Raw genomic sequence first — 13,175 nt, forward strand, 5'->3', positions numbered from 1 at the left:
CTGGGGTAGCCCAGCGCCCTCATGGTGGCCGCGATGCATCGGTCATGGGTGAGGTAGTGCTCGATGGCTGCGGCCTTCTGCGCCTGCGAGAACTTCGGTTCACGGCCTGCGTAGCCAGCGGACAAGTCGAGCTTGAGCTGGTACTCGTTGTACCAACCCTTCAAAGAATTCTTCGTCGGATAGCCCAGCTGCCGGATGGTGGGCCTGACGCGCTTGCCCAGCTTGATATAGAGCTCAACGGCTCGGATTCGATCTTCGTAAGAATACATGAACTACCTCCTGGTAGTCCAAGTTTTCGTCCGCATCCCCACTGGGTCATTTCTGCGTGGAAATCAACAGCAACATGCGACTTGAGAAAAGAAAAAGGATGAACCTGGCACTGTCCGGGTTCATCCTTTTGGATTCTCTTTTTTCTTTTGCGGCAATGGCAATGCTCGTGCTACCGGTGCGTCTCCGGCGGCTTGATCAATGTCCAGGCATTCACATCCAGCGCTTGCGCAATGCGCTCGATATTGGCCAGTGACACGTTCCAGCGGGACCGTTCCACAGCTGACACGTAAGTCCTGTCCAATTCGCATTCGAGCGCCAGTCGCTCCTGCGACCAGCCTTTCTCGACACGTTTGAGGCGCACCCAGTACGCAAACACATCGCGCAGGTTGTCGGGATCAGGAAGATGAGCGGGAGGAGTGGGTTTGGCAGACACCCTCCAAGCATCTGTTTCTGATACATTTACATCTACGGAGTTTGCTTCACATGTTGGTGCAAGAAGAAACCCAAACTGGCATCAGCCCGGCATCTCCCCCGTACCAAATACCAAGAAAAGGAGTGCGCGCATGCGCTTGGAGCGTCTGTTGCCTTGGGTGTTGATGCCCAATATCGCCATGGCAGGCGGGGGAGGGGGAGGCATCGTCCTGGGCCTGATCATCTTTCTGCCCATTCTGGTGTGGGGCTTTATCAAGCTCTGGAAGTTCTGGTTCCAGATGATCTTTGGAGGCCTGGGTCGTGCGCAGCCGCAGCAAGGCGTCTCACACCCCATCGCCCAGCCCATGGCGCAAGCCACCAAGGACTGCCCCTATTGCGCAGAAACCATCCTGGCCAAGGCTAAGAAGTGCAAGCACTGCGGCTCTGATTTGAGTTGATCATGAGTAGAGGGGAATCGATCTGATGGGACGATCGGCAACAGCCTTTGGCTTTCCATCTGTGAGTTGCCGGATCCCAGCTTCATTGCCAGCCTCGTCACTGGCGTACTTCCACTGAACCATCCCTGATAAGCCGCTGAATAGATGCACTGCTTGCTCCAGCCTTGGCCTTGGTGCGTTCTGATTCGATGAGTTTGCTTCACTTTTAGGGCTGTAGAGGCCAGACCGCCGCTGGTTATGTCCTTCTACGGGGCCACTGATAACGACAAGAGGAAGAGTCACATCATGCAAGAGAAATACAACGTTGTCCTGAGCGGACGACACCCTGCATCAGATGCGCACCAGGTGGCGCAAAAGCTTGCGACCCTGTTCAAGTGCACGCCCGAGCAGGCCGGGCGCTTGCTGTCGCAAGCATCCTGTGTGGTCAAGAAGGATGTGACGGCGGATGTTGCTGACAAATACAAACGGGCCATTGAGAGCACGGGCGCCCAATGCATCATCCAGTTGGTCCCTCAGGACGCGCCGTTGGACTTTGATGTGGTGCCTGCTATCGCGGCTGCTCCCGTTCCGGCATCCTCATCGCTGCCCGTTTCTGCTGGCGGAGTTGAAGTGCCGGTTCCTTCCGGAGTTGCTGCTGACGCCATTCAGGCGCCCGTAGCGGTATCCACTCCTGCGTCTGCTCCTATTGCACCTCCAGCTGTCACCCCTGCGCCGGCAATGCAACCGCGATCTGCTCCAGCTTCATCGTTGTCCCGCCAGGAGGCCATCCAGATCTTTGTTGGCAAGAACCATGGTTACTTCGAGCGCAAATGGAAGGAGGCGGCGCAGCGCAAGCACCAGCTGTCCTGGAACTGGGCTGCCTTTCTGGTGGGCTTTGGCTGGATGGGGTACCGCAAGATGTATCTCTATTCCTGGATCTTCATTGGCGTAGTCGTTGCTGAACTGATTGCAGAACTTGCCATTGGCGTGCCCAGCTCCATTACGAGCAGCATCAACCTCGGTATTGCGATCGGCTTTGGCCTCAAGGGCAATGCCTGGTACCAGCAGCATGTGTATCAGCGGGTGGACCAGATCCTGGCATCCCACACGCCAGAGCAGGCCCGCATCGAACTGGCCCGGCAGGGTGGCGCCAACATCGGTGCAGCCGTCGGATTTGTGGCCGCGCTGCTTGTCTTGTTCGGAATGATCGGCGTCATTGCGGAAGGCTGACCCCTTGATCCCGCGAACCGCCCTGCTGGATCGGATCAACCGGTGCGACTTCCATGGTTCCCGGATTCCCATCTTCTGTGGAGTGTTAGATCGCTGGACTCCTTTGACCACCAATATCCATCTCTGACTTCTCTATGAAACTGACAACATGCAGCGCGCTGCTCATGGCGGTAGCCCTGGTGGGATGCACCGACCGTGCACGAGATCGAGTCTCTTCTTTGGTCGAGCGGGCCCAATCGATCTTGGGCTCCAAAGACTCGGCAGAACAAGCACCATCGACGCCGGATTTGCTCCCCCAACTGATCTCCTGGGAGGCCATTGGTATGAATTTGGCGTATGTGCAGCAAAGAGCGGGACCCGCCATTCGGTCCGAAGACCACCGGCATCACTACATGATTCAAGGCTGTCAACTGGTGCTGGGGAGCGATCAACAGGACCAAACCATACGCTCGGTGCAGGTGGCGCTCACGCCTGGCTGCAATGTGGATGTTGGCGGATTGTTGGGCATGCCGCAGCGGCAACCACTCAATGCACTGAGCTTTGAGGCGTTTGATGAAGCCATGGGCTCAGGGCAGTACCTGGCGGACTGCCTTCGGGAGTGCGGCAACGCTTATGTTCCCGATGTCTACCTGGTCGTGCAAGGGAGCAGGGCCTTGCAGTTCAGGCAGGTGATGCTCACTGCGGAACTGGCAACCGATTCGGCCATGGAGGCGGCAGGGCAGTGGGCTGACGCCATGGTGGCCAAGGAATCCGAAGACTGGGTGGTGAGAGATCTGGGATTCAACTGCCAGCCTCAGAAGCACCGCGATGTGGCAGCGCAGGCGCTGCGCACTGTCAAACCCGATTTCTTCAGCTTTGGGGATGAGTTGGAGTTCCCCAAATGTCCAGCGGCAGAGGTGGCATCAAATGATGAACCGAAAGTAGGAACATCGACTGTTTCGGCTGTTTCGACTGGCATGGTCATGGTCCCGCAGCCAGCAGGCCGGTGCGACATGGACTACGACAAGCGGCTACGCGCTGCAGGCCTGAAAGCGAACGAGGTTTCCATCCATGGACCCGAGGACGAAGACTTCAAGGGCTATGGATGCGCCTACCGCATCGTGCCTGCGCCAGGCAATGCGGTACCGCCAGGATCGACGGTGACCTATCGCAGTGCTTGGGAGGCTGGATGAGTATCACGCATGCCAGCTATCTCTTTCGGAGGTCTCTCTATGGCTTCTCTTCATGGGCTGCGGTAGCGGCCCCGTTCACCTCTCACATACCTATGAAAAATCTCTCCCTCGTTGTGGCTTGCTCCGCTATCGCTCTTTCTGCTTGCAGCAAGAGCCCCGTTGACATCGTCAAGTCCAGTTATATCGATGGTGCCCGTACCACGACAGTCGCCAACGGCCTGGGCAAGCGGCCGCTGTGCAAAAGCACCCATTGGGATAGTTTCAAGGACGACAAGGGGCGCACGGTGGTCCAGTACAAGTGCAGCATCGCAGATGGCAATGACTTCTTGAAGGAGAGGAGAGACGACTATCTGGAGCGCACAACCAAAGATGCGGAGATTGCTTTGAGGCGTGCAGTGAGGGAGCGTGACAGCATTGTGCAAATGATTGAGGAGGACTACCCTGACTCCAGGCGAGACATTGAGCGTTTGCAAAGGGGGATCGAGAGGTTTCGGGCAATGCCCAAACAGAGACTGACCGAGAAGGAGCAAATAGATGGCCGATTGTTCCAGATACAGGAAATAGAACGGGTTCTGGGGGAGAGGCGGCGTGATGCCCAGCGTGAGCTGGAGTCCTCGGAGCGAGACATCGTGAGTGCCCAGAAGAGGAACGATCCCGAGACGCTCAAGAAAGAGGCGTTTGCACAGTACCCCGTTTACAAGGAGGCTTCAGAGATTTTTCAGTGGATCGTGAATGGGGAAGGTCGGGCAGCCCTCATCTATGGCGAGATCCAGGCAGTGGGTGCCAATGGCCAGGAGCAGACGCTGATGAAGTACAACCGGCCGGAGGCGATGCTCAATGTGGCGGCGCAGGCGCAGGAGAGCAAGCTCCTGGATTACATGCACGGTATTGGTCTGGCTTCTTTTACCGGGGCGCTGAGAAGGTAATTTGCCTGCCGAACATGAGCGGTAACTGAATCGCCTACATGGTCCGCCCAAGAAGAACAAGCTTTTGCGTGATGAAGGGTTGAAGGGTTTGCTGCCTTAAATCCGGGCTATTGGTGCAGCGTTTGCTGCTGCCCATGATGGCTATACGCGGCTGGGGTTGCTATCCCCGGGATGTACTTAGGGTACTGGTGATTCAACAGAATTTCCCAACCCTGTTTGACTGTCATTCCGTCACTACGCTTTTGCAGGTTTTTCTTCAAAACGGTTTGTTCCGTAAGCGAATGTCGTAGTCACGGATCAGGTGGCCGCAATCTCAAGCGGGTTCCAGCGACCTCAGTCGAAGGTCACCCTTTGGCCAAGACTGCCCAAGCAGTTCGTGCCATCTTGTTGGCCAATGCCACGACAACGACTTTGTAATGCCTGCGCTGCAGCAGACGTTCAATCCAATCAGATTTCCCAGACCGCGCAATCACCGCTCTGGCGCCAGCGATCAATATCGTTCGCAAATAAGTATCTCCGCGCTTGGAGATACCCAACTGCTGTGTCTTACCACCGGTGCCCACGTGGCGCGGGACCAACCCCACCCATGATGCAAACTGCCGCGCAGATTGGAATGAGCCAAAGTCGCCAACGGCCGCTACCAGCGCCGAGGCTGTTAAATCTCCGACTCCCGGAATCTGTTGAACGGCTTGCATCTGCCGATCCTCTCGGATCATGGAGTTCAGCCGCTGGCCAATGTGGTCGATGTCATCCTGCAATCCATCAATGAGCTTGAGCTGTTCCTGAATGCAGATCACCAGGTCGCTGCACAGCAGGTCTTGTTCCTGGGCCTTGGCGACTTCATCCCGGATCGTCTTGAGCAAATGGTTGTGCCCAAGCGGCATAGCAATGCCGAACTCCGCCCGAATACCTCGCAAGGCGTTGGTCTGCATGATGCGCATCTTCGTCATCTGACGGCGCATGCTGTGCAGCGCCAGGCAAGCCTGTTGGCGCTCAGACTTCACGGGTACAGGCAATATGTGCGGCTGTTGCGCTGCCACCCAAATTGCCTGTGCGTCCATCGCATCGGTTTTGTCGCGCAGCAAAAAGGCTTTGACATGTTGTGCCGGCAACAGCTTGACCTGATGCCCCAACGAACGGATCGTTCTGGCCCAGTAATGTGATTACCCGCAAGCCTCCATCGCCACCAGGCTTGGTTGGGATTTGGCGAAGAACTCAGCAAGTTTGGCGCGTTTGATTTGGCGCCGTTGAATTTCGCCGTACTCCACATCAACGATGTGCAGCTGAAACACAGATTTCGCCAAGTCCAACCCAATGACGGGCAGCTTCAAAGTCGATTGCATGGGGGCCTCCAGGATCAGTGGTTGCATGAGTCGCCACTCTGGCACTTTGTCGCAGAAATTGCGACACCCGCCGATTCGCCACGAGGTGGTGAGTGCATTTCGGCGGCGGCAAAGGTGCGCGGACCATGCCATCTCCGGATGGCTATTTGACGTATGAGGAGATCAACTGGTTCAAGTGGTAGCGCTTTCACTCCTGTATCGAGCGTGACGCATTGAGTCCATGCATAACGCCAGTCTAGATTGACAAAAAGCGTTTTCGTGTGAAAGAGTGCCGCGATCAGTGATGCAACGTACGCAGCACGTTGGACAGCTTTTTGACCGCGACGTCCAACTCATGTGGGGCGTGGGCGGCGAATCCCATGAGGAAGCCTCCTTTGTGCTTGTTCGACGTATAAAGTGTGGACAGCCCCAACAGGTCAATGCCGACCCGGCGAGCGGATTCCACGGCCTCGCGCTCAGGCGTGTCTCTGGTGAAAACACAGGGCATTTGCATTCCTCCGCGAGGCACCTGGGGTTCCACGAATTCTGCTAGATGCTGGCGCACCAGTCGTGCCAACACGTCGCGCCGTTCAGCATAGACGGCACGCATGGTTCGCACATGGGCGCCAAAGTGGCCCCCTTCGATAAAACGCGCCAACGTCAATTGTGGTATCGGTGCGCTGTGCCCATCTAACAAGGTACGGGCCACAGTCATGGGGGCGACAAGTTGTGATGGCAGCACCATGTAGCCGATGCGTAGGCCAGGAAACAGAGATTTGGTGAAGGTCCCGATATAGATCGTCCGTTCATTCGGATCGAGGCCCTGCACACATGCAGTGGGTTTACCCGCGTAGTGGAATTCGCTGTCGTAGTCATCCTCGATGATCCAGCCCTGGCGCTGTCTGGCCCATTCGATGACAGCCAAGCGCCGATCCAGCGACAGTGTTGCTCCTGTGGGAAACTGGTGCGAAGGCGTTAAGAACACTGCCTTAGGCCCTTCTCCCGGCATCTTGTTTACTTCAGCCAAATACTCCGCTCGTAGGCCATCTGCATCCAAGGGCACGGGCACGCATTCCAGCCCGGCAGCGCCGAACGCCTTACTGGCGCCGTGATAAACAGGGTCTTCGATGAAGATTCGGTCGCCAGCATCTAGCAGTACAGTGGAGCACAGAGCCAAGGCCTGCTGGGAGCTGGTCAGCACCAACACATTCTCAGGAGTGGCGCGTGCGCCCCGTTCGAGATTGACATAAGCGGCAATAGCCCGGCGCAGCGGCTCCATACCTTGCGGCGGGCTGTGGAGTAATGCCAGCGTGTCGTATTCTTTCAGCACCTGCCGTTCCAATCGCTCCCAGGTTTGCAACGGAAAACTGCGTGTCTCAGGCACACCAGGTGCGAATGGGCGTGGTGTCAGAAAGTCACGCACGCCACCACTTTGGAATATGGCGTTGCCGCGCCGGCTGAGGCGCAGTGCTGTCTTGTCTTCGACGCTGCTCCGCCGAGATCTGCTCCGCCCAGGCAGCCGCTGAACCCGCTCAGAAACAAAGCTGCCGCTGCCCACACGCCGTTCGATGAAACCTTCCGAGTGCAACTGGCTATAGGCGGACTCAACCGTATCGCGGGACACCTCCAGCGACTTCGCCAAGGCCCGAGACGAGGGCAATGGTCTGCCCACGTCCAACGCACCATCAAGAATCAATTGTCGGATAGCTCGCTGAACTCGAGCGTGCATTGGCAAGGCGCCTTGCGTCGGGTCGCCGACCCAGGCTTTAACGGATTCAAGTAGAGCGTGCTTGAACAATTGGTCGGTATCTCTATCAAAAAGTGGTGGGGAATATCCATCCATTCTAAAACTATAAATACATGTCTCAACGTGTTCATCCCAGGTTTCAGGAGCCGCTGTTTAGCCATGTCATCAGAACCTATACATTCTTCCGTTCGCTGGAACGATCTCACTCATCCCGTTGTGGCGGGCCTGATCTCGGTCATCGTCAACTACGGCGGCACATTCATTCTGGTGTTTCAGGCCGCCAAGGTCGCGGGTCTGAGTCCAGAATTGACGGCTTCCTGGGTGTGGTCGATCTCTATCGGCGTCGGCGTGACGGGAATCATTCTGAGCTGGATGTCCCGCGAGCCGATCATTACCGCATGGTCCACGCCAGCAGCGGCGTTCCTGGTAACCGCGCTGGTAGCAACGCCGTATGCCGAAGCCGTGGGGGCCTACCTAATCTCGGCAGCCGCTTTTGTGGCGCTGGGGCTGTCGGGTTGGTTCGAGCGCGTCATTCGCTTGATTCCTCCGGGCGTTGCTGCCGGGCTGTTGGCCGGCATCCTGCTGCAGTTTGGCATCAGGGCTTTCGGCGGCATGAGCATAGACCCACTTTTGGCCGGATTGCTGATCCTCGCCTATGTTGTGTTCAAGCGATTCTCCGCGCGCTATGCGGTAGTGGGAATTCTGGTGCTGGGGCTGGCCTTCCTCCTGATTCAGGAGCGAGTCGATCTGTCGGGGCTACAACTAAAGCTCGCTACGCCAGTATTCACCATGCCCGCCTTTTCTCTCAACGCTTTGTTGAGCGTGGCGCTTCCGCTGTTCCTCATCACCTTGACCGGACAGTACATGCCCGGCATGCTGGTACTACGCAATGACGGCTTCAAGTCCAGTGCCAACCCCATCGTGACCATCACAGGCCTCGGCTCGTTATTGATGGCATCGTTTGGTTCGCACGCCTTCAACATTGCCGCCATCACGGCGGCCATCGCCACGGGCCGAGAGGCGCACGAAGATCCTTCCAAGCGCTGGATTGCGGGCATCGCCGCAGGCGTGTGCTACATCTTCGTGGGCGTGTTTGGCGTGACGCTCGCCGCAGTCTTCATGGCTTTCCCCGCCACCTTCATCACCACGCTCGCGGGACTGGCGCTGCTGGGCACCATCGGCGGAAGCCTGGCCACGGCCTTAGCCGATGTGAAGACGCGAGAAGCGTCTTTAATCACCTTTTTGGCCTCGGCAGCAAACATCACATTGCTGGGCATCGGGGGCGCGTTTTGGGGGCTGGTGATAGGGCTTATCGCCCATGCAGTGCTCAATGGTGAGTTGCCGCAAAAGGCAGCCACATCTGCCAGGATAACCACGACCCTCAACAAGGGGACGAGCTGATGCCTGCGTCATTCGATACAAAAACCGGTCATGAGCAGCAAGGCCGCTATCCTGAGGCCTCGACGGTCGAGGACATCCAGCACAACCTGGCTATGGTGCGAGCGCGCATCAACTCAGCTTGCCATCGGGCAGGGCGCGATCCGGCAATGGTGCGCATCCTGCCGGTCAGCAAGACCAAACCTGAAGCCCGTCTGCGTTTGGCACATGCTGCGGGCTGCCACATGCTGGGCGAAAACAAGGTGCAGGAAGCCTACTGTAAATGGGAGGTCATGCAGGATTTGCCTGATCTGCAATGGTCGGTAATTGGTCACCTGCAAACCAACAAAGCTAAGCTGGTGGCCCGTTTCGCCAGCGAATTTCAAGCACTGGACAGCCTGCGCGTGGCCGAGGCGTTGGAGCGGCGCCTGCAGGTCGAGGGCCGCGTGCTGGATGTGTTCGTGCAGGTCAATACCTCAGGCGAGGCCAGCAAGTACGGCCTGACTCCCGAGGAGGTGCCGACCTTCATCCGAGCGCTTCCGGCATTTTCGGCGCTGCGCGTGCGTGGACTGATGACGCTAGCACTGTTTTCAAGCGAGGCTGCGCGAGTGCGTCAGTGCTTCATGCTGCTGCGCAGCTTGCGTGACCGATTGCGTCAGAGCGCGCCCGCAGGCGTCACACTGGATGAACTATCGATGGGCATGTCCGGCGATTTCGAGATCGCCGTCGAAGAAGGTGCCACCGTGGTGCGCGTCGGCCAAGCTATCTTTGGCGCCCGCCCTTTGCCAGACAGCCACTATTGGCCTGGCGGACCCAGCATAGGGAGGTCGCCATCATGAAGACCGCCATGGCCATCCGCCATTTGGACTTTGAAGACCTTGGCACGCTGGAACCGCTGCTCGCATCACGAGGCTATGCCGTGCACTATATGGATGCCGCGACCGATGACTTGCGCATCGTGAACACGACAGCGGCTGATCTGCTGGTGGTGCTAGGCGGCCCCATTGGTGCTTTCGATGATGCCATCTATCCCTTTATCAACGACGAACTGGCGGTGATTCTTCAGCGGCTGGACAGCCAGCGTCCGCTGCTGGGCATCTGCCTGGGCGCGCAACTGATCGCCCGTGCGCTCGGCGCTGGCGTCGCCAGCATGGGTGTAAAGGAGATCGGCTTCGCGCCGCTGACGCTGACCCTGGATGGCGAGGCGTCACCGTTGGCAGCGTTGGGCAGGGTGCCGGTACTGCACTGGCACGGCGACCGCTTCGAGATTCCCGCTGGAGCAAGACGACTGGCGGGTACACCGACCTGCGTTAACCAAGCGTTCAGCGTGGGTCGTCATGTGTTGGCGCTGCAATGCCATCTGGAGGCAGACCCGCGCCGCATCGAACGGTGGCTGCTCGGCCATGCCTGCGAACTGGCGCAGGTCGGCATCAACCCGCGCGCACTGCGCGCCCAAGCACAGGCCTACCAAGTCAATTTACCGCAGGTGGCACGCGCGGTATTTTCTGCCTGGCTGGACTGCATCGAAGCAGACCAGCCACGGGGAGGGGAGGCATGAACGAAGTCTCATTCCCTACGGTATTGCAGCCGCTGTCGCTGGACATACTTTCGGTGCAATCACAGGTGATCTATGGCCGCGTGGGCAACAACGTGGCAGTTCCGGCGCTGGAAGCGCTGGGTTTCGCGATGGCCGCGGTTCCCACCGTGGTGTTCAGCAACACGCCGCATTATCCGACGATGCACGGCGGTGTGTTGCCAATCGAATGGTTCGAGGGCTATTTAGAGGACTTGTCGGAACGCGGAGCCCTGCATGCGTTGCGCGCCATCCTCTTAGGCTATCTGGGCAACCCACGACAAGCTGACGTCCTATCGCGTTGGGCGCGCGCGCTCCAGAAAGAGCGTGCTGGTCTGCGCATTGTGATCGACCCAGTTATCGGCGATCATGACCACGGCATTTATGTCGACCCCTGTCTGGTCGATACCTACCGCCGAGAATTGCTGCCATTGGCTGACGGATTGACACCGAACAGCTTCGAACTGGCGCAGTTGACCAGGCTGGCGGTGAACGATGTTGAAAGCGTGGTCGTCGCTGCTCGCACCCTGCTGACGGGACGAATGCAGTGGGTCGCCGTGACCAGTGCAGCACCCGATACCTGTGAACGGGACGAAATGCAGGTGGTGCTCGTCACCCGCACGCAAGCCGAGGTCATTACTCATCCGCGCGTCGACGCTACCCCCAAGGGCACAGGCGATCTGTTCTGCGCCATCTTGACCGGGTATTGGGTGAGTGGTGTTGGTTTAGCGCAAGCCGCGACCCAGGCGTGTCAGCATGTTGTGCAAGCGTTGCGCCATACCCAACAGGCGCAATGTGCCGAATTGCTGCTGCCAATGGCAGAAAGCCACGACAAACCTGCTAACGACGGCACATGGGTGCGTCGGCAAGTTCACTTATAGGATTTTTCCCATGCAAGCTACAACTTCTTATTTGATGCGGGCTTATGCCCGTCAGCCGGTATCTTTCGTGCGCGGGCGCGGCGCGCGTCTATGGGACGAAAACGGCGTGGAGTATCTGGATGCCATCGCCGGTGTCGCGGTCACAAGCCTGGGGCACGCCCACCCGGAGATTGCCGCCGTCATCGGTGAACAGGCGGGGATGTTGCTGCACACATCCAACGTCTTTCGCATCGACTGGCAGGAACAACTGGGCGCACGTCTGTGTGCGATGACGGGCATGGAAAAAGTTTTTTTCTCCAACTCGGGGGCTGAGGCTAACGAAACCGCGCTCAAGCTAGCCAGGCTGTATGGCCATCTCAAGCAGGTCGCAGACCCGAAGATATTGGTTATGGAAAACGGCTTTCATGGCCGAACCATCGCCACGCTCTCTGCCACGGGTAACCCTGCGAAGCAGATCGGCTTCGGGCCATTGCTGCCCGGCTTCCTGCGCGTGCCCTATAACGATATCGACGCGGTTCACCAGGCGGCCGAACAGTCGCCTGACATCGTTGCAGTGCTGATTGAGCCGGTTCAGGGTGAAGGTGGCATTCGGATTGCCAGCGCCGACTACCTGCGCGAACTGCGCGCGCTGTGCGACCGGCATGGCTGGCTACTTGTTCTTGATGAAATCCAGGCTGGCATGGGCCGCACTGGTGCCTGGTTCGGGCACCAGCACGCAGGAATTGAGCCGGACCTGATGACATTGGCAAAGGCGCTGGGCAATGGCTTTCCCATAGGCGCTTGCCTGGCGCGCGGTGCGGCGGCTGACTTGTTCTCACCTGGCCAACACGGTTCAACCTTTGGCGGTAACCCATTGGCTTGCAGGGTGGCCTACACGGTGCTCGACATCATGGCGCGTGACAAGTTGCATGAACGTGCTGCCGTGCTTGGCGTGCGGCTAATGGCAGGACTGCAGAACGCACTGAGAGATAACCCGCATGTCATCGCCATTCGTGGTCGGGGTCTCATGGCTGGCATCGAGCTGGATAGGAACTGCACGGAGTTGGTAGGGCGAGCACTGGAGGAGCAGCGCCTGCTCGTTACAGTAACCCGGGATACCGTCATTCGGCTTCTGCCGCCATTGGTTTGCGACGAACTGCAGATCGACGACATCGTGGTTCGTATTGCTCGCTTGTTGTCAGCGAACAGGCTGGATGCTGAGGAAACGTCCACGCAGATGGGCGTTGCGACATGACACGCAAGCTATCTGCGGTCGAGTCGCCATTAGTTCGTAACGGCACATCCAGGGTTGTCTGCAGATGAGTCGGATTGAAGCGACCTGCCAGGCTCTTCGACGGCAGGGGCGCAAGGCACTGATACCTTGTGTCCCCGCCGCCTATCCCGATATCGACATCTCTCCCGCTCTAAAGCACATACTGGTCAAAGAGTGTAGTGCGCGTCACTAAGAAGAATGATCGGAGGCAAGCTTAAAGTCGGGGAGGGGGCTACGCATCATATGTTTGAATTGTGAACATCACAGCGGAAAACGGCGGCCATAAAAAACCGACTTGCCGACGATATCGGTCACCTCGAGCTGTCAAGAGTCGCCCACAGCCCAGCCCCAGAACGGCCTTTCTGGTGCTTGCCCGGAAATAACTACAGTTTTAATCTTTTGCTTAATAAGGTGTCTTTGAATCTGTTAGCTGCCGCGAGCTGTGGCAGGGAAGGCAAAAGCGTAGCGAGTGTCCTTTTGTAGGCCTGGGAATTTTCAGTGTCCGCTGCAGTAATGATCCCTGATGAAGACCGGCAGATCGTTGGACGGAGGCATAAAGGGCACCTGGTACATCATG

The 13,175-nt window shown here is 57.9% G+C and carries 11 protein-coding genes and 2 pseudogenes; 9 read left to right on the forward strand and 4 right to left on the reverse strand.

The features are described from left to right. Positions 1-269: pseudogene (locus ABIE32_RS21070) on the reverse strand (IS3 family transposase); the annotation flags it as partial. A gap of 170 nt (positions 270-439) precedes the next feature. Continuing rightward, positions 440-703 carry a helix-turn-helix domain-containing protein gene (locus ABIE32_RS21075; protein WP_429019139.1) on the reverse strand — a complete coding sequence of 88 codons (264 nt, stop codon included), beginning with the start codon at positions 701-703 and terminating at the stop codon, positions 440-442. A 130-nt stretch (positions 704-833) separates the two neighbouring features. Here ABIE32_RS21075 and ABIE32_RS21080 point away from each other — a divergent pair, with 130 nt between their 5' ends. The 4 genes from ABIE32_RS21080 to ABIE32_RS21095 all read left to right on the forward strand — a co-directional run bounded on the left by ABIE32_RS21080 (position 834) and on the right by ABIE32_RS21095 (position 4,446). Beyond that, a complete protein-coding gene (locus tag ABIE32_RS21080; RefSeq protein WP_429019142.1) occupies positions 834-1,139 on the forward strand; it encodes a hypothetical protein in 306 nt (101 codons plus the stop codon). A 285-nt stretch (positions 1,140-1,424) separates the two neighbouring features. Then, positions 1,425-2,348, forward strand: coding sequence for a DUF2628 domain-containing protein (locus tag ABIE32_RS21085; protein ID WP_429019144.1), 924 nt, complete (start codon positions 1,425-1,427; stop codon positions 2,346-2,348). A 392-nt stretch (positions 2,349-2,740) separates the two neighbouring features. Beyond that, a complete protein-coding gene (locus ABIE32_RS21090; RefSeq protein ID WP_429019147.1) occupies positions 2,741-3,520 on the forward strand; it encodes a PASTA domain-containing protein in 780 nt (259 codons plus the stop codon). Positions 3,521-3,612: 92 nt separating this feature from the next. Further along, complete coding sequence (locus tag ABIE32_RS21095) at positions 3,613-4,446, forward strand: hypothetical protein (protein ID WP_429019149.1); 834 nt, start codon at positions 3,613-3,615, stop codon at positions 4,444-4,446. 344 nt (positions 4,447-4,790) lie between these two features. On the opposite strand, the pseudogene ABIE32_RS21100 reads toward ABIE32_RS21095, so the two are convergent. Together ABIE32_RS21100 and ABIE32_RS21105 are read right to left on the reverse strand one after the other, a co-directional pair. Continuing rightward, positions 4,791-5,777: pseudogene (locus tag ABIE32_RS21100) on the reverse strand (IS110 family transposase). A 289-nt stretch (positions 5,778-6,066) separates the two neighbouring features. Further along, the gene (locus ABIE32_RS21105) at positions 6,067-7,566 is read right to left on the reverse strand and encodes a PLP-dependent aminotransferase family protein (RefSeq protein WP_429019164.1); all 1,500 of its coding nucleotides are present in this window, start codon (positions 7,564-7,566) and stop codon (positions 6,067-6,069) included. Between the two features lie 108 nt (positions 7,567-7,674). Between ABIE32_RS21105 and ABIE32_RS21110 the strand changes: the two genes are divergently transcribed. Genes ABIE32_RS21110 through ABIE32_RS21130 form a run of 5 tightly spaced genes read left to right on the forward strand, consistent with a single transcriptional unit; the run spans position 7,675 to position 12,580 of the window. Further along, positions 7,675-8,916 (forward strand): benzoate/H(+) symporter BenE family transporter, encoded by a 1,242-nt coding sequence (locus ABIE32_RS21110; RefSeq protein ID WP_429019151.1) that lies wholly within the window; start codon positions 7,675-7,677, stop codon positions 8,914-8,916. Continuing rightward, positions 8,916-9,731 carry a YggS family pyridoxal phosphate-dependent enzyme gene (locus ABIE32_RS21115; RefSeq protein WP_429019154.1) on the forward strand — a complete coding sequence of 272 codons (816 nt, stop codon included), beginning with the start codon at positions 8,916-8,918 and terminating at the stop codon, positions 9,729-9,731. The genes ABIE32_RS21110 and ABIE32_RS21115 overlap by 1 nt, the downstream gene beginning before the upstream one ends. Continuing rightward, the gene (locus ABIE32_RS21120) at positions 9,728-10,450 is read left to right on the forward strand and encodes a glutamine amidotransferase (RefSeq protein WP_429019157.1); all 723 of its coding nucleotides are present in this window, start codon (positions 9,728-9,730) and stop codon (positions 10,448-10,450) included. The genes ABIE32_RS21115 and ABIE32_RS21120 overlap by 4 nt, the downstream gene beginning before the upstream one ends. Continuing rightward, positions 10,447-11,346, forward strand: a complete 900-nt coding sequence (pdxK, locus tag ABIE32_RS21125; protein WP_429019159.1) for a pyridoxine/pyridoxal/pyridoxamine kinase — start codon at positions 10,447-10,449, stop codon at positions 11,344-11,346. The genes ABIE32_RS21120 and pdxK overlap by 4 nt, the downstream gene beginning before the upstream one ends. Positions 11,347-11,356: 10 nt before the next feature. Continuing rightward, entirely contained in the window at positions 11,357-12,580 is a 1,224-nt protein-coding gene (locus ABIE32_RS21130) for an aspartate aminotransferase family protein (RefSeq protein WP_429019161.1), read from the forward strand. The last annotated feature ends 595 nt before the right edge of the window (positions 12,581-13,175 follow it).

Origin of the sequence: Comamonas sp. 4034 (assembly GCF_050434545.1) — a bacterium.
In the GTDB taxonomy this organism is placed as follows: Bacteria; Pseudomonadota; Gammaproteobacteria; order Burkholderiales; family Burkholderiaceae_C; genus Comamonas; species Comamonas odontotermitis.